Source organism: Chloroflexota bacterium, from assembly GCA_020161265.1.
GTDB lineage: Bacteria > Chloroflexota > Chloroflexia > Chloroflexales > Herpetosiphonaceae > Herpetosiphon.
This window is the reverse complement of the sequence record JAIUOC010000005.1, coordinates 378,335-402,787: the sequence shown is the minus strand read 5'-3', so window position 1 is coordinate 402,787 and position 24,453 is coordinate 378,335. Positions and strand designations below refer to the sequence as shown.

The following is a 24,453-nucleotide window of genomic DNA, read 5'->3' as shown; positions in this document are numbered from 1 at the left end:
ATCAACCCTTCGTGCTCTTCGTGCTCTTCGTGGATCAAAAAATCAATCCCCAATCCGATGTTCTATTTAGACAACATCTCTTTGGCGACACGTCGGCCAATTTCCACCGCGAAATTCGTGCCGCGATCCCATGGGTAGACTTGGCTCATACTCGCCCACCATAAATCTTCAAGCGGCGTTTTCAAGGCTGGAATCGCTTGGCTATGGTTGACTGGCACAATTGGCTGAGCATAGGCCTCGCGATGCAACCACACCCCCTCGATCCAATCGGGCTTGAATTGAGGATTGACTTTGCTCAACGATGGCATAAAGCGTTCGAGGAGTTCTTCTTTGCTCAACTGAAAATATTCGTGTGATGGCTCAAGATAATCGCCAAGGTAGACCAAATGTTGGCCGCCATAATGGCGACGATCGATCATCTGAGTATGCTCAACCAAGGCCAAAAAGGGAAAATGCTTTTTGTCCATGTTCATCCAATACATGCCATTGGTCAGCGATTGTTTGAGCGCCACCGTCAAGACCACCGCCCCAATCGATTTGAGTTGATCAAGTTTGGCGGTGTAGCTGGCAGGCAGATCGGGGGTCATGCGTTTGAGCAAACCAGGCGAGGTGGTTGAAAGCACTTGATCATAGCTCGCTTGATCGTTGCTGATCACCAGCCAACCTTGCTCGATTTTACGCAGCTCTTGAACTGGACTGTTGAGCCGAATTGTGCCGCCCTTTTGGCGAACCGCTTCGGCCATGCGTTCGCCCAAGGCTTGGAAGCCGCCACGAAAATAGCCAAGTTTGAAAGTCCGTGAGGCGATGCGTGCCCAAAACCAGGCTGCATTAACTTCGGGCGTGTATGGCCCAAACTTGCCTTCAAGCACAGGTTTCCACATGGCTTCGTAGGCGGGCTTGCCCATCAGCTTTTGAATGTAGCGCTCGGCAGTGGTTTGTTCGAGGTGTTGCCAGCGATCGATAATCGCCAAAAATTTAAGCCAAGCCCCGCCAGCAGCATTACGCAAACGGTTGAAGACTGAAAGGTGGGGATAAGTCAAGAGCGGAATGATCCCACCAATTTCAATCGAGCCACGCTGAGCATCCCATTGACCAGAAACTGGGCTATTGAAAAAGAGCAAATCATCGGCGCGAATTTCTTTAATAAAATCCAGCAGCGCCTTATCCGAGCCAAAAATATGATGATAGAACTTTTCCAGCGACCAATCCCAGCCTTCAGCCTGAAAGCCCGCAGCCAAGCCACCAACTTGGGGCGCTGCCTCATAAACCGTGACCTGGTGACCAGCACAAGCCAAATCATAGGCGGCGCTTAATCCAGCGAAGCCCGCCCCAATTACTGCAATTGTTTTCAACGGAGTACCTCAACTTCAGCATGCGGCAGATTTGCCGACTCGCCTAATTCATCTCGCAAAGCGGCCTCACGCTGTTGAATACGATTTTCGGCAGCTTGACTTTCGTTGACAGCTTGATCAAATTCGTTCCAAGCCACCCGCTCACGCCACATATACCAAAAACCGAGCACAGTAATTGGAATCCACAGGGCGAGGTGCAGCACCAAGGTATAGCCTGTCGCAATGCTTTCAGCCACATTGAACGATTTGAGCACGCTAATTCCAGCAGCATCGAAGGTTCCTGCGCCACCAGGCGCAGCCGGAATGATCAAGGCCAAATTAGCGACGGCAGTCATCAACATCAGCACATCAAACGAGACATGAAAATCGAAGGCCTGCATAACAAACCAATATTTGGTGGTTTCAGTCAGCCAAATCGCGGTTGAAGTGACGAAAATCATCAGCATCTCGCGTGGGGAGCGCAACGAGTGCAAGCCCAGCATAATTTTATCAAACAAGCCATGGGCTTTGCTATGAAAGCGTTGGGGCACGATGCTACGCAAGGCCCACGAATACAGCTGCTCGGTGCGACGTTGGTTGGTAGCAATCATCAAAAAGACCACTAATGCTACCCCAAACAAAACTGATGAAATAATCACCAAGTTATTCCAGAGGCTGGGTAACTCAATAAATGGCAAGGTAACAAACACAAATAAGAGCATCACCAAGCCATCAAACAAGCGTTCGAGGATAACGGTCGTGAGCGATGCGCCCATGCCGATGCCTTCTTTGCGCTTGAGCACATACGAACGAATCACTTCTCCGGCACGGGCGGGGTAGACATTATTGCCCATATAGCCAATCACGACTACTGGGAACAAGCGGCGGATCGAAACCGCTTTGATGTGACGGAGCATATAGTGCCAACGCCACGTTCTGGCCCAAACAGCCCCGAAGTAGACCACAACCCCAGGAATAATCCACCAATAATTGGCGGTGCTTAGCGCATCCCAGAAGCCAGCCCAATCGAGGCCATTAAACGACCACCACAAAAAGAATGCACTAATCGCGATTCCAAACCATAATTTTGGTCGTCGCACAGCGTCCTCCACCATGCCAGTAGCCATTGCTACCAGCCGTACTTCAATGTCAATGCTATGATGTGTGCCGCGCTGTGTGATAGAGCATCACACCACACACCCAACTTAAGATCATAGCCGATCGGCGACAAGACTGCAAATAGCCCAATAGGTTGAGTTTTGCCCCTCACAAACACTATGTTGGCTAGCCTTGGCTAGCTCTAGTTGTCATTAATTAATCGCACGCTATTGCCAAATTGGATTAATTAAATGACACTGGTTGTCACACCAAAACCATATACTCAGGCCAGCAAACGCAATAAAAGCCCATTTTGTTAACAAATAGGCCTTGATCATCACGAACGTTTGTGCTAAAATATTCGTTACTGGGTTATCGACAACGTACCATAGAAAGCGAGTACATCCATGTATCGCAAAATGATTGTATATGATCGAAAGACTGGCGATTTTGCTATGTATCTTGATGGGGAATTGGTCGGCTATGCGCCAACCTACCTCGAAGCCGAAACGCGACTCAATCAATTAGTCTATCAACTGCTCACCAAAAATGGCGCAGCCTAAAATACAGCAACCCACGGCAAATACCGTGGGTTGTCGGTTTAAATTTAGAATGAAACTTGAATTAAGGTTGGTTTGAGGCGATTGGTGGGGTAATCAACACCTTCATGGGCCACGCCAGCATAAAAGGTCATACGATCTTCGCGTTGTTTGATTTGCACGCGCCCAATAATTGTGGCTTCTTCACCTGGATACAGGTAATCAAATTTGTTGGGGTCGTACCATTGTTCAGGGCTGCGCGGCGAAATTGCCCAACGAAATGGGTAGCGAAAACCCGAGCCACCATTGCCATCCCAATCGATTGCCACCCGCCATAAGCCACCACCAAGGTTGGCATATTGCTCGTTTTCAATCGACGAATAACTTTGGTTGGTGCTATAGGTGTAGCCCGAAGCTGGCCCAAAGGTGCGCAAGGCCACATCGCTATTATTTTTGACCTTGAATGTGACGGTGATCACGTCATTTAATAAGATCTGTTCAGGGCCAATTTCAACGCTCAGCACATCAAGCGCCCCGATCCCAGCACTGCTGAGGGTCACATCGCCGCGCTTGGTCACGCGGTTGCCACGGCCGTCATCAGCCCGCAATTCATATTGATAGGTTCCTGCGGCCAAAATACCGCCAACCACAGGCCGCCCCGACCAAGCCTCACTATGTTCGCCCAAGCCTTGTAACTCACGATTGAGAATTGGATAGCGCGTCGCATTGGCGGAATCAATCACATCCAACGAGACGGTCGCGGTAATCGGCAAACGATACGAGAAGGTTGTAAAATCTTCAACTGCATCATCATTTGGCGAAAATGGATTGGGCGTAACCCGCAGATCATACACATCAAAGCTATCGCTTGGCGCTTGATCGATTTGCAAATTCAGCCGTTGAGCTGCAGTATTTTCCGCCTCAATCACCACTGTGTAGCTACCACTGGGCAATAAACGATTCGTATCAGCATCAATTGGCACACTACCATCAAACAGCACTTGATACGCATCCTTGGATGGCTCACGCGTGACTGCTTGGCGCAACGCATAACGTTCACCAGCACTGGTTTCGAGCCAAATCGAAACCTTAGTTGGCTGCCCAACCAGATAGCTGATCGTGGTGGTGCGCGGGCCAGTATTCAAGTTGATAATTGGCTCGCTCAGCGTCACTTCGCCAAGCGCGGCTTCCGAGCTACAGCCAATTAAAAGTACCAAGCCAAATCCTAAACCGAATAAATAGTTAAGCTTCTTTCGCAAGATTGGTTGCCTCCGACTCGATCAGGCCATAACGATGGGCGAAGATGCTCATTGCGACAATCCCCAGCAACACGCCAAACCACAATGTGCAAAAGCGAATGACAATCGTGGCGGCGGTTGCCGCGCCCTCGCCTAATTTGACCAACGTGGTAATCAATAAGGTGCTCGAAACTTCTGAAGCTCCCAAACCACCTGGTAAGAATGATACCAGACCAAACAGCGTCGAGGCGGCAAAAATAAAGGTCGATTGTAACAAAAGTGATCCAGATGCTTCGGCTCCAAAGCCACGTAGCACATAATACATGGCTACACATTCGCCAGCCCACGAGACCACCGAGATAATGGTTGAGACCACCAACAAGCGTCCGCTCAACAGCTCGGCGCTGCTTTCATAAAAGCTATGCAATGGTTTGGCGAAACGCGCCAAGCGCCCACGCTCCAACCACCCAATAAAACCAAGGGCAATTCGGCGATTTTGGAACAACGCCAAACCCAGAACGCTCAAAATCACCAAGACCACAAAGGCTGGACGAGCTGGCGGATAGAGTGCCAAACCTGTAGCCATCAGCAAGAGCATCGCCAAACCATCAGTCAAGCGTTCGGCCAAGACAATCGGCGCTGAGCGGCTAATCGGTGTGCCATTCAGGCGTTTGAGTAAGCCTGATTTCAGCACCTCGCCAACTTTACCAGGCGTGACCGCCATTACCATGCCAGCAGTAAACAGCAAAGCACTTTGGCCATAACTTACATTCGTGCCTTGGCCCAGCTTGCGTAGATAGTAATCCCACTTGAGCCAGCGCAACACATAATTGAAAATCGTAAAGCCCAGCACTGCTGGCAGCATCAGCCAATTAAAAGTGCTGAGGCTATCACCAACTTTGCCAATATCGCTAAACAGGGCTAGACCAAGCATGACAATCACGCCCAGCACCACTGAAATAACCACTTTTGAACGTAATGATTTATCCACACAAGCTCCTTAGGCCAGGTATTGTTCGGGTTTGATCACAACGTCTGATTATACTCCATCCCTCATGGCCTTGATTTGGAACTAGCTTGCTACCAGCATGGAACCTTTTTTGGAACCGCGACTGCCTATACTAGCAATTGTTAAGTATTCTTATCAAGAAAGTCATCAAAGGGGTGTGTGGTGGTTGATGTAGTAACTTTAGCGGGAAGTCCAGCGCCCCGCTCAACAGCAGCAGCACTTTTGGAGCATTCCAAAACAATTTTAGAGCGCCATGCACTCGTGGTTAAATCGATGAGTGTGCGTGATATTCCACCAGAAGAATTAATCGGCCAAGCCCAATTTAGCCCAGCAGTGCGCCATTATAGCCAACTGATTCGCCAAGCTGGGGCATTAATTGTGGCAACACCAGTGTATAAGGATACCTATGCTGAATTATTACGTGCCTGGCTTAATCTACTTCCAGCAGGAATTCTACGGAATACGCTGGTATTACCAATAATCACTGGTTCATCGGCGCGAACCGAAGCCCAAATCTACGCTGATTTGGCAACGCGGTTTCGCCAGCTTGGGGCTAAGCATATTATTCCGAGCCTGTTTGCCGCCGAGCAGCAAATTCAGCTACTCGGATCAAAATTACCACCACGGATTCATCGCAGTTTAGAAGAACGCCTGGGGCTAGCACTTGATGATATCGCCCAGCAGTTAGGGGTTTTGCCACTGGCAGCAGTGGCCTAAGGAGCAGATCATGGCACACCGTTTTTTAATTGGTTGGCAACGCTTGGCCTTGGCTTTAATCGTCGGGCTTTTGGCAAGCTGTGGCTCCACCAGCAATGATGCTGCTTCAGATGGACAAACGAGCACGCGCACCCTACGGATCGGCTATCAAAAGGGTGGCTCGTTGCCGATTCTCAAGGGCAACGGCGCTCTTGAGAATCGGCTCAAGGATGTCAAGGTTGAATGGGTTGAGTTTGCCGCAGGGCCGCCGCTGCTTGAAGCACTGAATGCAGGCAGTATCGATCTTGGCTCGACTGGCCAAACTCCGCCAATTTTTGCCCAAGCTGCTGGCACGCCGCTGGTTTATGTGGCCTCGGTTGCGGCTTCGCCCACTGGCCAAGCCTTGCTCGTACCGAAAGATTCACCAATTCAAAGCGTGAGCGAACTCAAGGGCAAAAAAGTTGCCTTTGCCAAAGGTTCGAGCGCCCATTATTTTGCAATTGATGTTCTGCGTGAAGCCGGCTTGCACTATAGCGATATTGAGCCAGCGTTCCTGACTCCGCCCGATGCGCGGCCAGCATTCGAGGGTGGCAGCGTCGATGCTTGGATTATTTGGGAACCCTATTTGACGATTGCGCTCAAGGCAACCGATGCACGGATTGTGCACGATGGAGCCAGCCTTGCGCCGAGCCATAGCTATTATTTAGCAGCCAAAAGCTTTGCCGAGCAACATCCCGATCTGGTCAGCGCAACCTTGGAAGAAATTCAAAAAGTTGAGCAATGGTCAGCTCAAGAACCCCAAGCAGTTGCCAAGATTCTGGCTCCCGTGATTGGGGTTGATGCAGCAATCCTAGAAGAAGTGGCCAAAAAACAGGCCTTTGGGCTTAGCCCAATCAATGACGCACTTGTGAATGAGCAGCAGCAAATTGCCGATACCTTTTTTGAATTAGGCTTAATTCCCAAAAAGGTTAGCATTCGCGAAGCAATTTGGACGTGGCAACCAGCCCAAGCCAGCGCTCAGTAGCGTCGATCTGTATAATCATCAGTGATGATTTCCTGCTGTCGTTGGTGTTCGCTGGGGTGGTGTGACCCAACGACAGCGCTCATTGATAAAGGAGCTTGGCTTTATGGAAATCCTATGGTTTATTCCAACCCATGGCGATGGGCGCTATCTTGCCTCAACCGTGGCCAGCCGCTCGACAACGTTTCCCTATTTGCGCCAAATTGCCCAAGCTGTCGATGAATTGGGCTTTACTGGGGCATTGCTACCAACTGGCCATTATTGCGAAGATGCGTGGGTTTTAGCCTCGGCCCTATCAGCAGTCACGCGCCAGATGAAATTTTTGGTGGCAATTCGCCCAGGACTGATGCTGCCTGGACCTGCCGTGCGCATGGCTTCAACCTTCGACCGCATCTCCAACGGACGGTTGTTGATCAATGTGGTGGCTGGTGGCGATAGCGCCGAAGTCGCCAGCGATGGCTTACATCTCGATCATGATCAACGCTATGCCCTGACCGACGAATTTTTGGAAGTTTGGCGGCGCGTGTTGGCTGGCGAACATGTAACCCTCGAAGGCCAGCATATTCATGTAACCGATGGCAAATTAATGTTACCGCCGTTGCAACAACCGCATCCGCCGCTCTATTTTGGTGGCTCCTCGCCAGCAGCGCTCGAAGTTGCCGCCAAACATGTCGATGTGTATCTGACTTGGGGTGAGCCACCAGCCCAAGTCGCCGAGAAAATTGCCCAAGTTCGCGCCTTGGCCGCCAAGCATGGCCGCACAATTCGTTTCGGCATGCGTATGCATGTGATCGTGCGCGAAACCAACCAAGCCGCATGGGATGCCGCCAACGATCTGATTCGGTATGTTGATGATGCGGCAATTGCTAATGCACAAGCGGCTTTTGCCAAGATGGATTCAGTCGGTCAAAAGCGCATGCAAGCCTTGCACAATGGCAATCGCAACCAGCTAGAAGTTAGCCCAAATTTGTGGGCGGGAGTTGGCTTGGTACGCGGTGGCGCTGGCACAGCCTTGGTTGGCGATGCCGGAACCGTCGCCGAACGCATGCTCGAATATAACGAACTAGGCATTGATACCTTTGTGCTCTCAGGCTATCCCCACCTAGAAGAAGCGTATCGCGTGGCTGAATTGCTGTTCCCGCGCTTGCCGTTGGGCAGCAAACCAACCGCGCCTACCAACCAAACTGGGATCTTTGGTGAGTTGCTGCAACTGCACGAATTTTCGCGGCGCGAAGGACAAGCAAGAACATAGAACATAGAGCATAGAACATAGGGATCAGGAGTCAGGATTCAGGGGCTAGAATATGAGCGTCTGATCCACGAAGGACACGAGCACGAAACCCAAAAAGTCATTAACGCAGAGACGCAGAGAAACAATGGCGCCAGGCTGATGGCTATCGGAACAAATGTTGGTACATCGATGATCTATTGCGCCAAAAGCCGCTAGCCTATAGCCAATTTCCCTTCGCGCTCTTCGTGTCCTTCGTGGTTTCAGCTAACTTCTGACCCCTGATCCCTCCCTTGTCCCTACGAAAGGAGCCTTAGCAATGGCATTGGCGATTGAACAACCAACAACCGCGCCGCGCTCAGCCAAAAAACGGCTGCAATTACGCCAATTGGACCAACGCTGGCTCCCATGGCTGGTGCCAATCGTGCTCATTGGGATATGGCAACTTGCCGCAACGATTGGCTGGCTGAGCGCCCGCGTGTTGCCAGCACCCAGTACAATTCTGCAAACAACCTGGGAGCTGTTGCTGCACCAGAATTTGCTTGGCGATATTGCAATTAGCACCCGTCGGGCACTCCTTGGCTTGGCAATTGGCGGCAGCCTTGGCTTTATCTTTGGCTTGCTGAATGGCACATTTCCAACCAGTGAACGCCTGTTTGACAGTACCTTCCAAATGATTCGCAATATTCCCCATTTGGCGTTACTGCCATTGGTGATTTTATGGTTTGGCATTGGCGAAACATCACGCCTATTTTTGGTAGCCTTTGGCGTATTCTTCCCACTCTATTTGAATACCTATCATGGTGTCCGCAGCATTGATCCCAATCTACGTGAGATGGGCATCGTTTATGGGTTATCAAAATGGGGCTTGTTTCGCCATATTATTTTTCCTGGGGCATTACCCTCAATTTTGGTTGGCCTACGCTTTGCATTGGGAGTAATGTGGTTGACCTTGATCGTCGCTGAGAGTTTGGCATCGAACGCTGGTATCGGTCATTTGACGATGAATGCCCGCGAATTTATGCAAACTGACGTGTTGGTAATGGGCATTGTGATCTATGCCCTGCTCGGCAAATTGGCCGATACGATTGCGCGTTTGATCGAACGCCGCAGCCTTCGTTGGCGAGTTGGCGCATAAACAATAAATCTCGTAGGAGTGTGTGTGATGAGTATCCGTGGAGTTGAATTAGGGTTACGTGGCTTGGGCAAGGCAATTGCCAATCGGACAATTTTGCACGACATCAACCTTGAGATTAAACCTGGCGAATTTATCGCGATCATCGGCAAAAGTGGCTGTGGCAAAACAACCTTGTTACGCTTGATTGCTGGCCTAACCGAGCCAACCATTGGCCAAGTAGCGCTTGATAATAGCCCATTGGCGGGCTTAAATCCTGCCGCCCGTGTGATGTTTCAAGATGCTCGCTTGTTGCCTTGGAAACGGGTTTGGGAGAATGTCGCGCTCGGTTTGCCTAACCTCAATCCTGAGCATGCCCTACAAGCTTTGCATCAAGTTGGCCTTGCGGATCGAGCGTACGATTGGCCATTGGGCTTATCAGGTGGCGAACGTCAACGCTTAGCGCTTGCCCGTGCGATCGCCAATACGCCCAGTTTATTGCTGCTTGATGAGCCATTTGGCGCACTCGATGCCCTGACACGAATCGAAATGCAGCAATTGGTCGAGCAACTTTGGCGGGCACAGGGCTTCACCGCCATTCTGGTTACCCACGATGTTGAAGAAGCGATTGCCTTGGCTGATCGGGTATTGTTGATTCAGAATCAGCAGATTGCGCTCAATTTGCCGATTCACCTGCCACGCAGCCGCCAACGTGGTAGCGCCGAATTCGCCGCAATCAAAGAGCAATTGCTCGGCGCGATTTTTGGGGCGGGCTATCCATTGACCAGTCGCGTGGTTGGGGCATAGAAGAACAAAGAACATAGGATTCAGGGGCTAGGGTTCAGCGGCTAGGGGTCGAGTTCTGATAACCATCAATGATCTTCATTTAAATTTCACTATCTAGTCCCTGAATCCTGACCCCTGACATCGCATTCCTCGCCCTCCATGTCCTTCGTGATTTCGCCCCTATGCTCTATGTTCTATGTTCTTTGCTCTATGTTCTATGTTCTATGGTATCCTATCAATCCTGAACCCATACTTATCTATAGCCTATCGCCCATAGCCTATAGCCAATGATCATGCTACCAATTGCCGATTTTGATTATCACTTGCCACCCGAACGCATCGCCCAAACCCCAGTTGAACCACGCGACCATTCGCGCTTGTTAGTGCTCGACCGCGCCACGGGCCAGCTTGAGCATCGCCATTTTTATGAGATTGGGCGCTATTTGCGACCTGGCGATCTGTTGGTTGCCAACGATAGCCGCGTTTTGCCTGCCCGTTTGTATGGCCAAAAAGCCAGCGGCGGCAAAACTGAGCTACTGCTGCTCAAACAACGCGATGCCCAACATTGGGAAGCCTTGATCAAAGGCAAGGTTGCGGTTGGCACAAACTTAATCATCACTGGCCATAGTGGAGCACAAGTCCAAGCCACAGTCGAGGAATTATTGGAGAGTGGCAGTCGCATTGTTCGTTTTGAGCAACCAATTAATGATCGTTTGCCCGAACTTGGTTCAATGCCCACCCCGCCATATATCACTGCGCCACTAACTGATCCTGAGCGGTACCAAACAGTTTATAGCGCTCAAGCAGGCTCAGCCGCCGCCCCAACCGCTGGCTTGCACTGGACTCCAGAATTAATCGAGCAAGTTAAAGCGCTGGGGGTTGGCTGGGCCAATGTTACCTTGCATGTTGGACTGGATACGTTTCGGCCTGTGCAAACTGAAAACGCGCTGGAGCATCAAATTCATAGCGAATGGTATGAGCTTTCGGCTGAAACCGCCCAAGCAATTAATGCAACTCGCGCTGCTGGCGGGCGAATCATTACAGTTGGCACAACCAGCACCCGCGTGCTTGAAACCGTGGCTCAAGCCCAAGCAATTAGCTTAACCACTGGCGAAATCCAAGCGGCGGCGGGCTGGAGCAGTATTTATATCTACCCACCCTATGAATATCGCCTAGTCAATAGCTTGATCACCAATTTTCACTTGCCTAAATCGACTTTGTTGCTCTTGGTAAGTGCTTTGGCAAGCCGCGATTTGATTATGCAAGCCTATGCCGAGGCGGTTGAACGCCAGTATCGCTTCTTCTCGTTTGGCGATGCCATGCTGATTATCTAGACTTTATGGCTATTGGCTGGTGGCTATAGGCTGTTGAGACTGAGGTATTGGATACAATCGACAAATCTTCCGACAGCCCATAGCCTATAGCCTCATTTCTTTGCGCAGATCCTCAGGTATTAACTGTTTTGCTGAGCTTGATAGGCTTGCCACAAGGCTTGAGGATCTTCGGCATACAGCATAATGTGGCCACACTCACCGCAAATGGCACAAGTTACCCACGTATCAACCCCGCCCTTAGCAAAAACAGCCTTGGGATTGGTATAGACCGTCACCATCAGGCGTTCATTGCGTTTTTCCATCTCGTGAATGGTTGCAGTTGGAATAATGTTGTTGGATTGACACATCGCACACTGAACTGGCAGCATCTAAGCCATCCCTTCTAAATTTGCAGCTACGCTTCATGGTTAAATTCAGCTCAACGATTGAATACTGGTTGCATCAAATCAAGCTCCGTCATGCTGATCGGCACGCTCACTTGCAGCGTATTCAAATCCAAGCTACGCAGGGCCGTATGATAGGTGTTCAAATCATAGGTGGTGAAGACAATCCGCTGATCAAGCCATTGGGGATTGAAGGCATTATCTTGCAATAACGTTGCATCGCTGCCATCACGCTTGATGGTATAGATTGTATTACTCGCAACATCTCCGCCAACCATAGCACTATCAAAAAACACATAGGCCAATTGCTGGCTATCAGGCGACCATGCAGGGCTTTGAGCGCGGCCACGAGCTTTGGTTAATTGCTGTAAGTTTTGACCATCAGGCTGAATCAAATACAATTCACGGCCCGCTGATTCCTCGTTGTTGAACCCACGCGATGAACTAAATGCGATCAAACTACCATCAGGCGACCAACTTGGCATCCAATCTTGGGCTGGATCATTGGTCAGTTGCAGCACGTTGCCACCATCACGATTAACGCGATAAATTTCATCATTGCCCGAGCGATTTGATTGAAAGACCAATTGTTGCCCATCAGGTGACCAACTTGGGTGTTGATCGTCACCAGCCTCGGTGGTTACTTGAACGAGATTACTGCCATCAGCAGCACTGATATAAATGTTGAAGCCATCACTATCTTGCACCGCAAAGGCCAATTCATTGCCATCAGGCGACCAACTTGGGTCAAGCGCCATCGGAAAATCAGGATTGAGCACTTGGGCAGGACTGCCATCAAGCGCTGCCAGCATAATTGTCACAGCATTGGGCTGATTGGCAACAAAAGCCAAACGTTGCGGCACTTCGCCCATAGTTGGCGTTGCAATAGCTGCAAGCGTAGGGGTTGAAGGCACAGTAGTAGGTTGGCTAGTTGGCTCGGCGGTTGTGCTCATACAGCCAGTTAAACAGCCAAACAAGCCAATTAATGTTAAGCTACGCACAAGGTTCATAGATTCCTCACACAGATTTTGATCATTTGGAAAAGGTGTTTTATGCGAATTTCAGTTACACAATCCGATCAACTTGATCTCATTTTTGATGGCCAGTCATTTGGCTATCCCGCTGATCTCAATCCTGTCCAATTGCAGGCAGCCGCCTTGGTTGGTTGCACCGCTGCGGTGATGGAGCGCTACGCCCAAACTGCTGAGCTTGATTTAAGCGAAACCAGCTTGGTCATTCGCTGGAGTTTTGGCAGCGAGCCACGCCGAATCGATCGCTACGAAATTGAGGTTATGCTCCCAGTCAGCATCTCCGCAGCTCGTCAAGCTGCCGTATTACGCGCCGCCCAACATTGTACAGTTCATGCAACCTTGGAGCATCCGCCAGTAATTACGATTCGCCAAGTTTGAAGATCCATGAAGGACGAAACCACGAAGGACGCGAAGAGCACGAAAGTTATTTTTAGCCACGAATTCCACGAATTCCACAAATAATCTTCTAATTCCCAGTCCTTATTTATGCTCTATGTTCTATGCTCTATGCTCTTTATTCGGACTTACTAGCCCCCAACAACCAACCCCCACTATAAAAAACAGGCTTGCTCAAGCATAATACTTGAGCAAGCCCCCGATTTAATCTAGCCTCGATTGAAATTTAGCTAGCTTACTTTAGTTCGAAAATCACTTGAACTTCGATAACTTGGCTTTGTTGGCCTGGTTGGATTGGTGCGCCAGCGCCGGCGGCCATATCGCGTGATTCGTAGGCCACTGGGTAGGTTACAGGAGTTGACGTTTCGCTGATAACCAATACTTCGCCAACTTGAGCGTTGCTAACAGCGGCGTATTGTTCGGCCCGCAATTGAGCATCTTTGATTGCAGCTTGGCGAGCGGCTTCCAATGATTTAGCTGGGTCGGCGACATCAAAACTCAAGCCTGAAATGTTGTTTGCGCCAACTTCAACCACTTTATCCAATAAACCACCAGCATCGCTCACCGAAACTTTGACGCGCACGCTGTTGTTGACATCGTAGCCCTTCAAAACTGGGGTGTTGCCCGAGTAATCGTAGCTTGGCGAGATGTTAAGGTTGGTGGTTTGAATATCGGCTTCGGCAATGCCAGCGGCTTTCAATTGCTCGATCAAGGCATTCATTTTGGTGTTATTTTCGCTCAAAGCGCTTTTGGCATCTGCTGCGTTGGTGTTAACCCCAATCGTCACATAGGCAATATCGGGCGTTACCTTGACTTCGCCGCGACCAGTAACTGAAATTCGTTTGCGGCTCTCGGTATCGGTTTGGGCGGCACTACCACGGGGTAAAATCACCAACGAGGTAATTCCAAACCCAACAATCAACAACAGTGCCAACGACCAACCAATAATTGAGTTACGAGCGTTCATTATCCATTCCTCATACTAACAAGCAATTAAGTGAACTCTACAAGCAGTGCTCAGCTCCATCCGGCTTGGGTGATGCGCTGCTTATTTGGTTTCTGTATACTCAACGCCACAGGCTTTCAATTTGTTCCCGAAAGCTTTTGATATAATTGTTTGGTGCTTCAGCAGCCACTTGCCAGTAACTTTAGGCGGGTAATTGGCTAAAATTTTGAAGGAGTTAACCATGATCGATTTGCGCAGCGATACCGTTACGAAGCCAAGTTTGGCCATGCGTGAGGCCATGCATCACGCCGAGGTTGGCGACGATGTGTTTGGCGATGATCCAACGGTCAATCAATTACAGCGCTATGCCGCCGATCTGGTTGGCAAAGAGGCGGCAATTTTTGTGCCAAGCGGCACGATGGGCAATTTGGCGGCAATTTTGGCCCATGCTGGGCGTGGTCAAGAGCTGTTGCTTGGCGATGAATCGCATATTTATCATTATGAGGCGGGTGGCGCTTCAGCCTTGGGTGGCTTGGTGTTTCATCCCATCCCAACCAATGCCCAAGGCGAGCTGGATTTAGCGGCCTTGAATGCAGCAGTACGCCCAGCCTACGATGCCCATGCCGCTCAGGCAGGCCTGGTGTGTCTAGAAAATAGCCACAATCGCTGTGGTGGCACGGTGCTTTCGTTGGAATATTTGGCACAGGTGCAGCAATGGGCCAGCAGCCAAAACTTGCCAGTGCATATGGATGGCGCACGGGTGTTCAATGCAGCCGTGGCGCTCGGCGTGCCAGCTAGCACCATCACCAAGCATGTCGATAGCGTGCAATTTTGCTTATCCAAAGGCTTGGGTGCGCCAATTGGCTCGATTGTGGCTGGCTCAGGCGAGTTTATCAAAAAGGTCCATCGCTGGCGCAAAATGCTTGGCGGCGGCATGCGCCAAGTTGGCGTAGTCGCAGCGGCGGGCATGATTGCACTCAACGAAGGCCGCGAACGCTTGATCGATGACCATGTGAATGCCAAAATGCTGGCCGAAGCACTCAGCCAATTGCCGCAAATCGAGCTTGATTTGGCTTCGGTGCAAACCAATATTATCGTTTTTGGCTTGCGCGATAGCACGTTTAGCCCTGAACAATTGGTTGAACGCTTGCGCCAAGCCGGGGTTTTGATCGTGCCATTCAAAGGTCGTTTACGGGCTGTAACCCATGTTGATGTTAATCGCGAGCAATGCGCCGAGGCCGCCAGCATCATCGCCGAGGTGCTGCAAAGCGCTTAATCCCGTTACAAATTTTGCACTTTCGCGCCCTACGGCTCGTGTATCCTATAGACATCAATAATCGCATCTAGACAAGGATTTTGGGCTATGACTGAAATAGCTAACAAGCTTGCCATTGTGCGTGCAGCGATGGCACGTTATAAATATGGCGCTGTGCGGTTGCGCGGTGTCGATTGGTTTGCATGGGCCACAGCAGGCTTAGATAATGTGGTGATTTTAACCACCGAAACCGGGATTGCCGAGGTGGTGATCACCGCCGATCAAGCGTTTATCGTCACTGATTCGGTCGAAGTTGATCGTTTGCGTGACCAAGGCATTCCTGCCGAATATCAACTTTGGGCGACCAGTTGGGCTACACCCTACGTACTCAATCAGGCAGTGCGCGAATGGAGCAACGCGACCTTGGTGGCCTCGGATCGGCCAGCCCAAGGCGAAGTTAGCCTACCACCCGAATTAGTTGCAGCTAAATTGCGCTTAGTGCCCGAAGAAATTGCCCGTTATCAAACGCTTGGCCGCACGACTGCTCAAATTATGACCAAGGTGCTGAGTGCTGCAAAACCTGAGTGGACAGAATTTCAATTGGCGGGAGCCGCCGCTGCCGAGCTTTGGAGCCATGGCATTCACCCAGCCTTGACCTTGGTTGGTGGCGAGCGTCGTTTGCCGTTGTATGGCCACTTGCCAGCCACCCACGAGCCAATCGGCCAACGCGCGATGCTAGTGGTTTGTGCGCGTCAAGGCGGTTTGTATGCCAACGTCAGCCGCTATATTCATTTTCGGCCTGAAACTGCTGCCGAACGCGCCAGCTACGAACAAGTGATTGCAATCGAAGCCGAGATGATCGCCGCCGCCCAAATTGGCAGTACAGTTGGCGCGGTTTACGATGCAGCCGTAGCGGCTTATACCAAGCGTGGTGTCGTTGAGCAGATGCAGCGGTTGCATCAAGGTGGCACAACTGGCTATCGTTCACGCGAAGTTGTGGCGCGGCCAGGCGAACCAACGATCATCGAAGCCAACACAGCAATGGCTTGGAATCCCAGTTTAGCTGGCGTGAAAATTGAAGATACAATTATTCGCAGCGCTACTGGAATCGAAGTTCTTTCGGTTGATCCTGCTTGGCCAAGTGTGGAGTATGCAGGTTTACGCCGAGCATTACCATTAGTCATTTAGGAGCAAGCCCAATGAATCTCAGTGATACGCCCCATCGCCGCTACAACCCGCTGACTGACGAATGGGTCTTGGTTTCGCCACATCGAACTGCCCGCCCATGGCAAGGCCAGGTCGAAAAAACCATTCCCGACCAGCGCCCAGCCTTTGATCCGCAATGCTACCTTTGCCCGGGAGTAACTCGGGCCAATGGCGAGATCAACCCAGCTTACGCTAGCACCTTTGTGTTTCCCAACGATTTCGCCGCCTTGTTGCCCGATAGCCCAAGCGCAGCACTTGATGATGGATTATTTCAAGCCCATAGCGAACGAGGCATTTGTCGGGTGATTTGTTTCTCGCCACGCCACGATTTGACCTTGGCCGAAATGGAGATTCCTGATATTCGTTTGGTCGTCGATTTGTGGGCCAGCCAATTTAGCGAGCTAGCTGCGATCGATTGGATCAAGCATGTTGAGATTTTTGAAAATCGCGGGGCAGCGATGGGGGCGAGCAATCCACACCCGCATGGTCAAATTTGGGCCAACGAAAGCATTCCAACGCTTGTCGCCACCGAACAGCGCAGCCAAAAAGCTTACTTTGCTCAACACCAACGCCCATTACTCATCGATTATGTCGAGCAAGAATTAGCACGAGGCGAACGGGTGGTCTATGCCAACGATTACTGGGCAGCGGTCGTGCCATTTTGGGCAGTTTGGCCGTACGAAACCATGCTTTTGCCACGTCGGGCGGTGAGCACCTTGGCCGAATTAAGCGAAGCTGAACGCGATGGCCTCGCCGATTTACTCAGCCATACCCTGATTCGCTACGATAATTTGTTTCAAACCTCGTTTCCCTATACGTTTGGTTGGCACAATGCCCCCTGCGATGGCGAACAATATCCCCATCATGTGGTGCATGCCCATATTTACCCGCCATTGTTACGCTCGGCCACGGTGCGCAAATTTATGGTTGGCTACGAAATGTTGGCCCAACCACAGCGCGACTTAACCGCCGAAACCGCCGCGCAACGGCTACGCGATTTACCCAGCCTGCATTGGACTAAAGCTCAGTAACCTGATTAAATTCAAAAGCCGCGCTCTTGTGCAGAGCGCGGCTTGGCATTTAACCAGCTAGATCGTAATCCAGCCACCGTCGTTTTCATCGGAGCGATGAGCAGCATCAAGCAAACTTTGGGTCAACAAGCCATCGCTAAACGTGGCTGCTTGCTCCAATGCATCAAGCTGACCACGGCTGTAGGCCTTCAAGGCATGACCAAGGTAGACCGTTCCCACTGGAAAGTTACCACTAATTTCGCTTGGAATCGCTACCGTATGGGCGGGTGTGCGCTCTTGCCACTCGCCATCACGCTCGGCATGCCACAAACGAGCACCTTCAATTTTGATCGCACCATGTTCGCCGTGAATGATCATGCGATCGTTTTCATTCAGCGCCGCCACGCCGCTAATCATAATTGAAGCAAAACCACCATTCGCCAAACGCACTTGAGCCGTGGCAAAATCGTCACTGGTCACAGGCAAAAGTTGATCGTCGAGTGGTCGTTCAGTTACAAAGGTGTGCAAGCTTGCGCGAATTGAGCTAAAATCGCCACACAACCAGCGCAACATATCAATTTGGTGTGAGCCAATCGCGCCCCAAGCGCCGCCAGCTTGTTCTTTATCGCTCCACCAGTTCCAAGGGCGTTGCGGGTCAGCTCGCGAAGAGAAGATCACGCTGCTATTGACATGGCGAATCTGGCCGATCGCACCATCATTAATCAACGCCCGCGCCATTTGAAAAATTGGTAAAAAGCGCAATTCATGATCGATCAAACTCAATTGCTCAGGATGGGCTTGGGCGGCTTCGAGCATGGTTTGGGCTTCGAGCACATTTAATGCTGTTGGTTTTTCGCACAACACATGCTTGCCAGCTTCTAAGGCCGCTACGCTGATTTCGCAATGCGTCCCTGGTGGGGTCACAATCGAAATCAAATCGGCATCGCTGCTGAGCAAATCACGCCAATGCTCAAAGGCTTCAACATTTAAAGTGGCAGCTTCACGCTGAGTTTTTTCATAATTTTGGGCGGCGATCCCCACGATTTTCAGCCCAGCCGAACGAAAGGCTGGCACCTGAACGCGAGCACCCCAACCGGTTCCAATAATTGCAATTTTCATCGACATAAACCTCCCTTGGAGCGCAATGCAATCCTAATGTGCGGCGAGTTGGCCAAGGCTTTGCTCGATCTCCTGCCGTGGCAAGCCCAATTGCTCAAGGCTGGCATCGCTGCGAGTGAGCAATTGATGATACCACGCCTGAGCATCGCTGCATGCGGCTTCGGCAAATTCGGTTGCCTCAAGCCACTGCCAGAGATAATCTTCGGCATTGGGATAATCGCCGACTGCTGCATAGACGCGCCAAGCATCATCAAGAGTTGCAGGCTCTAGCTCATAATTGTTCAATTCGTGTAGCCCAACCTTAGCCGCCTCACGCACTTCAGGCGGAATTTGCTGGCCTGAACGCACCAAGGAGCCATAGAGCATCAAGGCTCGATCAAAACGCCGATAGGCCTCATCGATCATTCCTTGTGCTTGGAAACACTGGCCTTCGGCAACATGCAAGGCTGCCAGCACTGCACAACGATCAAGATCAATCGTGCCCTCGAATTGAACTAACTTGAGCAAATCTTCATCGGGCAATAAATCGACAAAATGGCTATGGGTATCGAATAAATCGCGATAGGCTGTGTTGATTGTGGCTTGGGCCTCTTCGATTGATCCAGCCTCGTACAAACGCACAATCTTGCGCCAAATAAGGCCAAATTGTTCGATCAGGCGTAAAATGTAATCTCGCATAGCTCCTCAAAAAATAGCGCAGCCTGTGGTTACCCATAAACTGCGCCAACAATTTAGCCTAATTGGTTGATCAACTCTTTTGAATCGTTGGTTGGCAACTTGCAAGCTCGCCGCACACACACATACGCCGTGGCTTGTTGGTTGAGCAATGGTCGTTCAGCCAACAACGGAATCAACTGCTGAGCCGCTTGATCATCAGGCTTGCAGGCAGCCACGACTTTGTTGGGCTGATAGTTGCGATAGGTCGCTTGCAACAACGCTTTGAATGCAGGATCAGCTGGATCGCCAATTAAGGCAACTTCGCGTGGTTCAGCCAGCGCAAAATCGGCGGCAGCCAGCAAGCGCCCAAATGCCCCAGGCAGTTGCAACAATGCACCGCTCAAATTCGCCAATACGGTTTCGGCATATTGGCGATATTCGTAGCGATCAAGCAGGGTGGCCAAACGCAGCAACACATCAACCGCCACCGAATTACCAGCAGGCGTAGCATTGTCGTAAAGGTCGCGGGGCCGCGTGATCAATTGTTCATGATCGCTGGCCGTGTCGAAAAAGCTGCGTTGTTGCGCATCCCAAAAGCGCTCGGTCATGCTTTCGGCCAATTCAATCGCCACGTGCAACCAGCGCAGATCAAAGGTTGCCTCGTACAAAGCCAGCATGCCATCGGCAACACAGGCATAATCTTCGAGGTAACCCTTAAATTTGGCCTGACCATCTTTATAGGAGCGATACAATTGGCCGTTTTGATACAGCTTGCTGGTAATAAATTCGGCGTTGCGAATCGCCGCAGCGCGATAATCGGCGTTATCGAGCACATTGGCGGCAAAGGCCAAACTGCGCAGCATCATGCCATTCCACGAGGCCAAAATCTTTTCATCGCGGCCTGGGCGAATGCGCGTATTGCGCTGCGCCAAGAGCGTAGCACGAATTACGGCAATCCGCTGCGCCAAATCTGCCTCGCTAATGCTTAACTCTTTGGCAACCACGCTCGGATCTTGGGGCACATACAAAATCGCATGGCCCTCAAAATTGCCTTCGGGCTGAATATTCCAATATAACTGGGCAAGGGCAGCATCCTCAGGGCTAAGCAATTGCTGAATTTCAGCCAGGCTCCAAACATAAAACTTGCCCTCTTCGCCTTCGCTATCAGCATCTTCGGCAGCATAAAAACCGCCATCAGGGCTGGTCATATCGCGTAAAATGTAGGTGATGCTTTCCTCAGCAATTCGGCGATAAAACGGCTCATGGGTGGCTTGGTAGGTTTCGAGATAGAGCTGGCTGAGCAAGGCATTATCGTAGAGCATTTTCTCGAAGTGTGGCACGAGCCACTGAGCATCGACCGAATACCGCGCAAAACCACCACCAAGTTGATCATACATACCGCCGTTGGCCATTGCTTGCAAGGTTTGGGTCACTTGATTGAGCGCATCTTGATCCTCGCTGCGCAGCCATGTGCGCAAAACCATACCAAAAATCAAGGCTTGCGGGAACTTAGGTGCACCGCCATAGCCACCAAAGCGCGAATCGAATTGGCTCATTTGGCGTTGAGCAGCCACATTCAATTGGCTTTTGCTCAGCTTCACTTGCTCAAGATCAAAGCTCAAAATATCTTCTAAATGCTCACGCATCTGCTCGGCACTCTGAAACACTTCTTCGCGACGGTCGCGGTAGGCTTCGGCCACGCCATGCAGCACCTGTTGGAACGAAGGCATATTGTGGCGCGGCTCTGGGGGAAAATAGGTTCCACCATAAAACGGTGCACCATCGGGGGTTAAAAAGACCGTCATCGGCCAGCCGCCATGGCGGGTCATGGCCTGGACAGCGGCCATATACAGCGAATCAATATCAGGTCGTTCTTCGCGATCAACCTTGATATTAACAAATAATTCGTTCATAACCGCAGCAGTCGCTGGATCTTCAAACGATTCATGAGCCATAACGTGACACCAATGGCAGGCGCTATAGCCAACACTTAATAAAATTGGTTTATCATCTTGTTTGGCACGTTGCAAAGCCTCTTCACCCCAAGCATACCAATCGACGGGGTTTTCGGCGTGTTGCAACAAATAAGGGCTAGTTTCATGAATTAAACGATTTGCCATAGCGGCTCCTTAACTAATCTACCAGTAGTATATAGCAGGTCGTGGTGCGAGGAGATTAATGGAATACTAACTTTTTGCGCTGAATAGAGAAAGGATGCTGTTTAAATGCCAAGAAACCAGCATTGCCTAGCAATTATCGTCGTGTGAATCTGAAACCGCGAAGAGCACGAAGTCCACGAAGGCAGGGCGGAGAAGTGGTGATTACAATCCATTAAATGTAGCAAGTTGAATAGTAAAGTCTAGCCTAAAATTGGAGCACTATTATGGATGAAAATGCCTTGCCCGACCCAATGTTGCTAACATGGATGGGCAGTTATACCCATGCCGATTTGCACCATGTGACCCGTGCCACCCAACTGTTACATCATTTAGCGCCATTTCGCGATTTGAGCGAGGCGGCGGTGATTGGGCGCTGGTTCACATGGCTTTTGATGCTAGAACATCACACATTAACCTACCTTGATTTGAATATTGAGCAAGCCCAGCGTTATTGGCGTGGCTTACGGGCGGTCGCCGAACAGCGTTCAGCCGCTACCTCGCCGCTTGGTCAGGCCTTAGGCGATTTCGTCGGCAATTTGCCACGCCTGCCAGCCTTCAGCAGCAGCGATTTGATGCTGGTCAGTTTGGCGATTGGCCATACGCTCGATGGCTTAGCATGGCGTTATAGCTGGCAACGCCAAAATAGCGAGCCAGCCGCCAGTTCGTTGTTAGATGCGATGGGGCGTTCGAGTGGGATGTATACTGCCTTGACCTTGCTCAGTGGCCTGCGCGGTTGGCGTTTATCCGAGGTATTGCTACAGCATCCGGCGCGGCGTTGTATTAAAGTGGTCGAGGCGGTTGCCGGCACGTTGCGCATCCAACCAACCTCGGCCTTACCCGATAATTTGTGGCAAGCCCTGGAGCATGCCTTCAATCCGCTTGAATCGCGCTGGGCTGATTATCGCCAAACCAGCGGCCTCCTGTTGCAGCGCTACCAAACATGGCTCGCCAGCGAGCAGATTATTGCCGACGCAAACGCTGAGTGAGCGATTGATAAAAATGGGCTTGAGGATAAACATGGGCAAAACGGCAAATCTCTTTAGCCCGCGTAACCTCAATCAGATCATCAGGCTCAATTGGAAACGACCACTGCCCATCAAGGCTAATAATTGTGGGATGATGGCGGGCCAGCGTCCAGCTAATTTTGGTATCTGGCGGGAGCACGAGGGCTGGCAAACTGGTTAAGTGGCCAGCCACCGTCACCAACAACAACGAATCGGAGCGTGGGTCGAGCACCGGGCCACCAGCGGCCAAAGCATAAGCAGTTGAACCAGTTGCGGTCGAAACCAAAACTCCATCAGCGCGATAGCTCGTCAATGGCATATCATCAATAGCAACCGATACATGGACTACTCGCGCCACATCACGCCGCGACAGCAACACCTCGTTCAAAGCCAGATCATTAAAAATCTCTTGGCCTTGGCGTAAAACTCGTGCTCGTACCAACGTGCGCTGATCGTACCAACCACCGCCGTTGAGCAACACCTCTAAGCCTTCATAGACCGATTCTTCGGTAACTTCGGCCATAAAACTCAAGTGGCCCATCGCCACACCCAAAATCGGCATATTGTGGGTGATGCCAATGCGGGCGGCACGGAGTACCGTACCATCGCCACCAAGCGCCAACATTAATTGGCATGGCGCGACCAGATCTGGCTCATCACGGGCACTTTGTGATGTGCCTAGCCACACACTTAACCCTCGTTCGCCCAACCAAGCCGCAATTCGTTCCCCTGCTTGGGCTGTTGCAGGCGCAAGCGGATTATACAAAACGCCAATTGTGTGCATAGCGCCTCCTGTGGTGGCCATTCTGCGCTGCATCATAACACACTCACCGAGCGCTGTCCTACGCCGCTAGCTATTTAGCTTGTTGGCTGATCACCCATTCAACTGCCGCAATGACCAACTCTGGTTGGTCGAGATGAATGTAATGACCACTAGTTTCAGCTATCTGATGTTGGCTGTTGCTCGAAAGCTGGGCTAATTCTTGCTGCAAGCTATCCCACGTCTGTTCAAATTCCACTGGCATGGTGCTATCAGCAATCCCACGAGTTAATACCACCAACGGGAGATCGTTCAGCGATTGCGGAGCTTGAGCTTGATTCAGATCTTGGGTGATTGCTGCCAAGGCCTCATCCATCGCGCTACAGGTGCTCGTTTGATATTGGCTAGCCGTAATCGAGGCTTGGGCTGGTTGCGAAAGTTTGGCATAGGTCGATTGCGATTGCTCAAACAGCTTGGTCAGCCGAATAATTCCAAATGGAGCCAGCACATCACAGGCTTGCATCGACTGACGCATGATTGCAAATGGATCTTCAGCAAGCTGTGGCTGACGTTGGCGTTGTTGTTCATGTGATGAATCGACCAGCACCAAACCAGCCACTTGCTCAGGGTAGCGCTGGGCATATTCGCGCACATACAAACCACCAGCAGAATGGCCAACCAATACATATGGCGCTGATACGTTGGCTTGGCTCAACAGTTCATGCAAGGTTTGGGCAATCGAAGCCCGATCAGCCTTGTCGGCTACTGCTTCGCTCCAGCCCATGCCAACCCGATCATAGGCACACACTCGGTATTGCTCGGCTAAGGCTGGTTGGACTAAGCCCCAAACATCAGCACCATCGCCTAAGCCAGCTTCGAGCACGATTGTTGGGCTGCCGCTGCCCATACAAATCAGCCGTATCGCATGGCCATTGAGCATAATTTGCTGCTCGGCTGGCAAAAATCGTTGGCGATCACGCTGGCTCGCCCAGCGCTGAAACGCCCAGCCGCCGATCAGTAAGCCAACAATCAACAGGCCAATCCAACCGAGCCAGCGCCCAATCCGTCGTAACAGCGAGCGTTTTTGTGGTTTTATATTCATTGGGTATTCCTTAGCTAGAGATATAGCGCAA

General features: G+C 51.0%; 24 protein-coding genes. 12 read left to right on the top strand and 12 right to left on the bottom strand.

Translation table 11 applies throughout. The annotated features are described in order from the left end of the window. Nucleotides 1-62: 62 nt before the first annotated feature. Nucleotides 63-1,352 carry an NAD(P)/FAD-dependent oxidoreductase gene (locus LCH85_13750; protein MCA0353055.1) on the bottom strand — a complete coding sequence of 430 codons (1,290 nt, stop codon included), beginning with the start codon at nucleotides 1,350-1,352 and terminating at the stop codon, nucleotides 63-65. After that, entirely contained in the window at nucleotides 1,349-2,431 is a 1,083-nt protein-coding gene (locus LCH85_13745; GenBank protein ID MCA0353054.1) for a flippase-like domain-containing protein, read from the bottom strand. Before LCH85_13745 ends, LCH85_13750 begins: the two co-directional genes overlap by 4 nt. A 405-nt stretch (nucleotides 2,432-2,836) precedes the next feature. On the opposite strand from LCH85_13745, the gene LCH85_13740 reads away from it, so the two are divergent. Beyond that, nucleotides 2,837-2,992 carry a hypothetical protein gene (locus tag LCH85_13740; GenBank protein ID MCA0353053.1) on the top strand — a complete coding sequence of 52 codons (156 nt, stop codon included), beginning with the start codon at nucleotides 2,837-2,839 and terminating at the stop codon, nucleotides 2,990-2,992. A gap of 44 nt (nucleotides 2,993-3,036) precedes the next feature. On the opposite strand, the gene LCH85_13735 is transcribed toward LCH85_13740, so the two are convergent. Together LCH85_13735 and LCH85_13730 are read right to left on the bottom strand one after the other, a co-directional pair. Further along, entirely contained in the window at nucleotides 3,037-4,185 is a 1,149-nt protein-coding gene (locus tag LCH85_13735; GenBank protein MCA0353052.1) for a hypothetical protein, read from the bottom strand. Nucleotides 4,186-4,210: 25 nt separating this feature from the next. After that, entirely contained in the window at nucleotides 4,211-5,197 is a 987-nt protein-coding gene (locus LCH85_13730) for a flippase-like domain-containing protein (GenBank protein MCA0353051.1), read from the bottom strand. Nucleotides 5,198-5,377: 180 nt separating this feature from the next. Between LCH85_13730 and LCH85_13725 the strand changes: the two genes are divergently transcribed. From LCH85_13725 to queA, 6 genes are all read left to right on the top strand, one after another. Next, complete coding sequence (locus LCH85_13725; protein ID MCA0353050.1) at nucleotides 5,378-5,932, top strand: NAD(P)H-dependent oxidoreductase; 555 nt, start codon at nucleotides 5,378-5,380, stop codon at nucleotides 5,930-5,932. Between the two features lie 10 nt (nucleotides 5,933-5,942). Further along, a complete protein-coding gene (locus tag LCH85_13720; GenBank protein ID MCA0353049.1) occupies nucleotides 5,943-6,935 on the top strand; it encodes a sulfonate ABC transporter substrate-binding protein in 993 nt (330 codons plus the stop codon). A 103-nt stretch (nucleotides 6,936-7,038) separates the two neighbouring features. Next, nucleotides 7,039-8,184: an FMNH2-dependent alkanesulfonate monooxygenase gene (gene ssuD / locus LCH85_13715; protein ID MCA0353048.1), complete on the top strand. Its 1,146-nt coding sequence runs from the start codon at nucleotides 7,039-7,041 to the stop codon at nucleotides 8,182-8,184. Nucleotides 8,185-8,479: 295 nt separating this feature from the next. Then, nucleotides 8,480-9,298, top strand: a complete 819-nt coding sequence (locus tag LCH85_13710) for an ABC transporter permease subunit (protein MCA0353047.1) — start codon at nucleotides 8,480-8,482, stop codon at nucleotides 9,296-9,298. Between the two features lie 27 nt (nucleotides 9,299-9,325). Continuing rightward, nucleotides 9,326-10,081, top strand: coding sequence for an ATP-binding cassette domain-containing protein (locus LCH85_13705; protein ID MCA0353046.1), 756 nt, complete (start codon nucleotides 9,326-9,328; stop codon nucleotides 10,079-10,081). A gap of 272 nt (nucleotides 10,082-10,353) precedes the next feature. Then, nucleotides 10,354-11,394 (top strand): tRNA preQ1(34) S-adenosylmethionine ribosyltransferase-isomerase QueA, encoded by a 1,041-nt coding sequence (queA, locus tag LCH85_13700; GenBank protein ID MCA0353045.1) that lies wholly within the window; start codon nucleotides 10,354-10,356, stop codon nucleotides 11,392-11,394. A 119-nt stretch (nucleotides 11,395-11,513) separates the two neighbouring features. Here the strand turns inward: queA and LCH85_13695 are convergent, their stop codons facing one another. Together LCH85_13695 and LCH85_13690 are read right to left on the bottom strand one after the other, a co-directional pair. Then, complete coding sequence (locus LCH85_13695) at nucleotides 11,514-11,762, bottom strand: hypothetical protein (protein MCA0353044.1); 249 nt, start codon at nucleotides 11,760-11,762, stop codon at nucleotides 11,514-11,516. A gap of 50 nt (nucleotides 11,763-11,812) precedes the next feature. Then, complete coding sequence (locus tag LCH85_13690) at nucleotides 11,813-12,787, bottom strand: hypothetical protein (GenBank protein MCA0353043.1); 975 nt, start codon at nucleotides 12,785-12,787, stop codon at nucleotides 11,813-11,815. 42 nt (nucleotides 12,788-12,829) lie between these two features. Between LCH85_13690 and LCH85_13685 the strand changes: the two genes are divergently transcribed. Continuing rightward, nucleotides 12,830-13,186, top strand: a complete 357-nt coding sequence (locus tag LCH85_13685; protein ID MCA0353042.1) for an OsmC family protein — start codon at nucleotides 12,830-12,832, stop codon at nucleotides 13,184-13,186. Between the two features lie 253 nt (nucleotides 13,187-13,439). Here the strand turns inward: LCH85_13685 and LCH85_13680 are convergent, their stop codons facing one another. Further along, complete coding sequence (locus tag LCH85_13680) at nucleotides 13,440-14,171, bottom strand: SIMPL domain-containing protein (GenBank protein ID MCA0353041.1); 732 nt, start codon at nucleotides 14,169-14,171, stop codon at nucleotides 13,440-13,442. A gap of 220 nt (nucleotides 14,172-14,391) precedes the next feature. On the opposite strand from LCH85_13680, the gene ltaE reads away from it, so the two are divergent. The 3 genes from ltaE to LCH85_13665 all read left to right on the top strand — a co-directional run bounded on the left by ltaE (nucleotide 14,392) and on the right by LCH85_13665 (nucleotide 17,642). Next, on the top strand, nucleotides 14,392-15,426 hold the full coding sequence (gene ltaE, locus LCH85_13675; protein ID MCA0353040.1) for a low-specificity L-threonine aldolase: 1,035 nt from the start codon (nucleotides 14,392-14,394) through the stop codon (nucleotides 15,424-15,426). An 87-nt stretch (nucleotides 15,427-15,513) separates the two neighbouring features. Next, nucleotides 15,514-16,593, top strand: a complete 1,080-nt coding sequence (locus LCH85_13670; protein ID MCA0353039.1) for a M24 family metallopeptidase — start codon at nucleotides 15,514-15,516, stop codon at nucleotides 16,591-16,593. Between the two features lie 11 nt (nucleotides 16,594-16,604). Next, a complete protein-coding gene (locus LCH85_13665; protein MCA0353038.1) occupies nucleotides 16,605-17,642 on the top strand; it encodes a UDP-glucose--hexose-1-phosphate uridylyltransferase in 1,038 nt (345 codons plus the stop codon). A gap of 57 nt (nucleotides 17,643-17,699) precedes the next feature. Here the strand turns inward: LCH85_13665 and LCH85_13660 are convergent, their stop codons facing one another. From LCH85_13660 to LCH85_13650, 3 genes are read right to left on the bottom strand one after another with little or no spacing between them, the layout of a single operon-like run. Beyond that, nucleotides 17,700-18,746 carry a Gfo/Idh/MocA family oxidoreductase gene (locus tag LCH85_13660; protein ID MCA0353037.1) on the bottom strand — a complete coding sequence of 349 codons (1,047 nt, stop codon included), beginning with the start codon at nucleotides 18,744-18,746 and terminating at the stop codon, nucleotides 17,700-17,702. Nucleotides 18,747-18,773: 27 nt separating this feature from the next. Next, complete coding sequence (locus LCH85_13655; protein MCA0353036.1) at nucleotides 18,774-19,418, bottom strand: DUF6483 family protein; 645 nt, start codon at nucleotides 19,416-19,418, stop codon at nucleotides 18,774-18,776. Nucleotides 19,419-19,471: 53 nt separating this feature from the next. Next, nucleotides 19,472-21,517 carry a thioredoxin domain-containing protein gene (locus LCH85_13650; GenBank protein MCA0353035.1) on the bottom strand — a complete coding sequence of 682 codons (2,046 nt, stop codon included), beginning with the start codon at nucleotides 21,515-21,517 and terminating at the stop codon, nucleotides 19,472-19,474. Between the two features lie 263 nt (nucleotides 21,518-21,780). Here LCH85_13650 and LCH85_13645 point away from each other — a divergent pair, with 263 nt between their 5' ends. Next, nucleotides 21,781-22,542 carry a hypothetical protein gene (locus tag LCH85_13645; GenBank protein MCA0353034.1) on the top strand — a complete coding sequence of 254 codons (762 nt, stop codon included), beginning with the start codon at nucleotides 21,781-21,783 and terminating at the stop codon, nucleotides 22,540-22,542. On the opposite strand, the gene LCH85_13640 is transcribed toward LCH85_13645, so the two are convergent. Continuing rightward, the gene (locus tag LCH85_13640) at nucleotides 22,517-23,344 is read right to left on the bottom strand and encodes an NAD(+)/NADH kinase (GenBank protein ID MCA0353033.1); all 828 of its coding nucleotides are present in this window, start codon (nucleotides 23,342-23,344) and stop codon (nucleotides 22,517-22,519) included. The two genes, LCH85_13645 and LCH85_13640, sit on opposite strands and share 26 nt — an antisense overlap. Nucleotides 23,345-23,414: 70 nt before the next feature. Then, nucleotides 23,415-24,422, bottom strand: a complete 1,008-nt coding sequence (locus LCH85_13635) for an alpha/beta hydrolase (protein MCA0353032.1) — start codon at nucleotides 24,420-24,422, stop codon at nucleotides 23,415-23,417. Between the last annotated feature and the right edge of the window lie 31 nt (nucleotides 24,423-24,453).

Coding starts and splice junctions, on each gene's coding strand:
- queA (MCA0353045.1), top strand. CDS start 10,354: ATGCTACCAATTGCCGATTTTGATTATCACTTGCCACCCGAACGCATC.
- LCH85_13710 (MCA0353047.1), top strand. CDS start 8,480: ATGGCATTGGCGATTGAACAACCAACAACCGCGCCGCGCTCAGCCAAA.
- LCH85_13685 (MCA0353042.1), top strand. CDS start 12,830: ATGCGAATTTCAGTTACACAATCCGATCAACTTGATCTCATTTTTGAT.
- LCH85_13695 (MCA0353044.1), bottom strand. CDS start 11,762: ATGCTGCCAGTTCAGTGTGCGATGTGTCAATCCAACAACATTATTCCA.
- LCH85_13720 (MCA0353049.1), top strand. CDS start 5,943: ATGGCACACCGTTTTTTAATTGGTTGGCAACGCTTGGCCTTGGCTTTA.
- LCH85_13670 (MCA0353039.1), top strand. CDS start 15,514: ATGACTGAAATAGCTAACAAGCTTGCCATTGTGCGTGCAGCGATGGCA.
- LCH85_13635 (MCA0353032.1), bottom strand. CDS start 24,422: ATGAATATAAAACCACAAAAACGCTCGCTGTTACGACGGATTGGGCGC.
- LCH85_13655 (MCA0353036.1), bottom strand. CDS start 19,418: ATGCGAGATTACATTTTACGCCTGATCGAACAATTTGGCCTTATTTGG.
- LCH85_13640 (MCA0353033.1), bottom strand. CDS start 23,344: ATGCACACAATTGGCGTTTTGTATAATCCGCTTGCGCCTGCAACAGCC.
- LCH85_13740 (MCA0353053.1), top strand. CDS start 2,837: ATGTATCGCAAAATGATTGTATATGATCGAAAGACTGGCGATTTTGCT.
- LCH85_13705 (MCA0353046.1), top strand. CDS start 9,326: ATGAGTATCCGTGGAGTTGAATTAGGGTTACGTGGCTTGGGCAAGGCA.
- LCH85_13665 (MCA0353038.1), top strand. CDS start 16,605: ATGAATCTCAGTGATACGCCCCATCGCCGCTACAACCCGCTGACTGAC.
- LCH85_13680 (MCA0353041.1), bottom strand. CDS start 14,171: ATGAACGCTCGTAACTCAATTATTGGTTGGTCGTTGGCACTGTTGTTG.
- LCH85_13650 (MCA0353035.1), bottom strand. CDS start 21,517: ATGGCAAATCGTTTAATTCATGAAACTAGCCCTTATTTGTTGCAACAC.
- LCH85_13660 (MCA0353037.1), bottom strand. CDS start 18,746: ATGTCGATGAAAATTGCAATTATTGGAACCGGTTGGGGTGCTCGCGTT.
- LCH85_13645 (MCA0353034.1), top strand. CDS start 21,781: ATGGATGAAAATGCCTTGCCCGACCCAATGTTGCTAACATGGATGGGC.
- LCH85_13690 (MCA0353043.1), bottom strand. CDS start 12,787: ATGAACCTTGTGCGTAGCTTAACATTAATTGGCTTGTTTGGCTGTTTA.
- ltaE (MCA0353040.1), top strand. CDS start 14,392: ATGATCGATTTGCGCAGCGATACCGTTACGAAGCCAAGTTTGGCCATG.
- ssuD (MCA0353048.1), top strand. CDS start 7,039: ATGGAAATCCTATGGTTTATTCCAACCCATGGCGATGGGCGCTATCTT.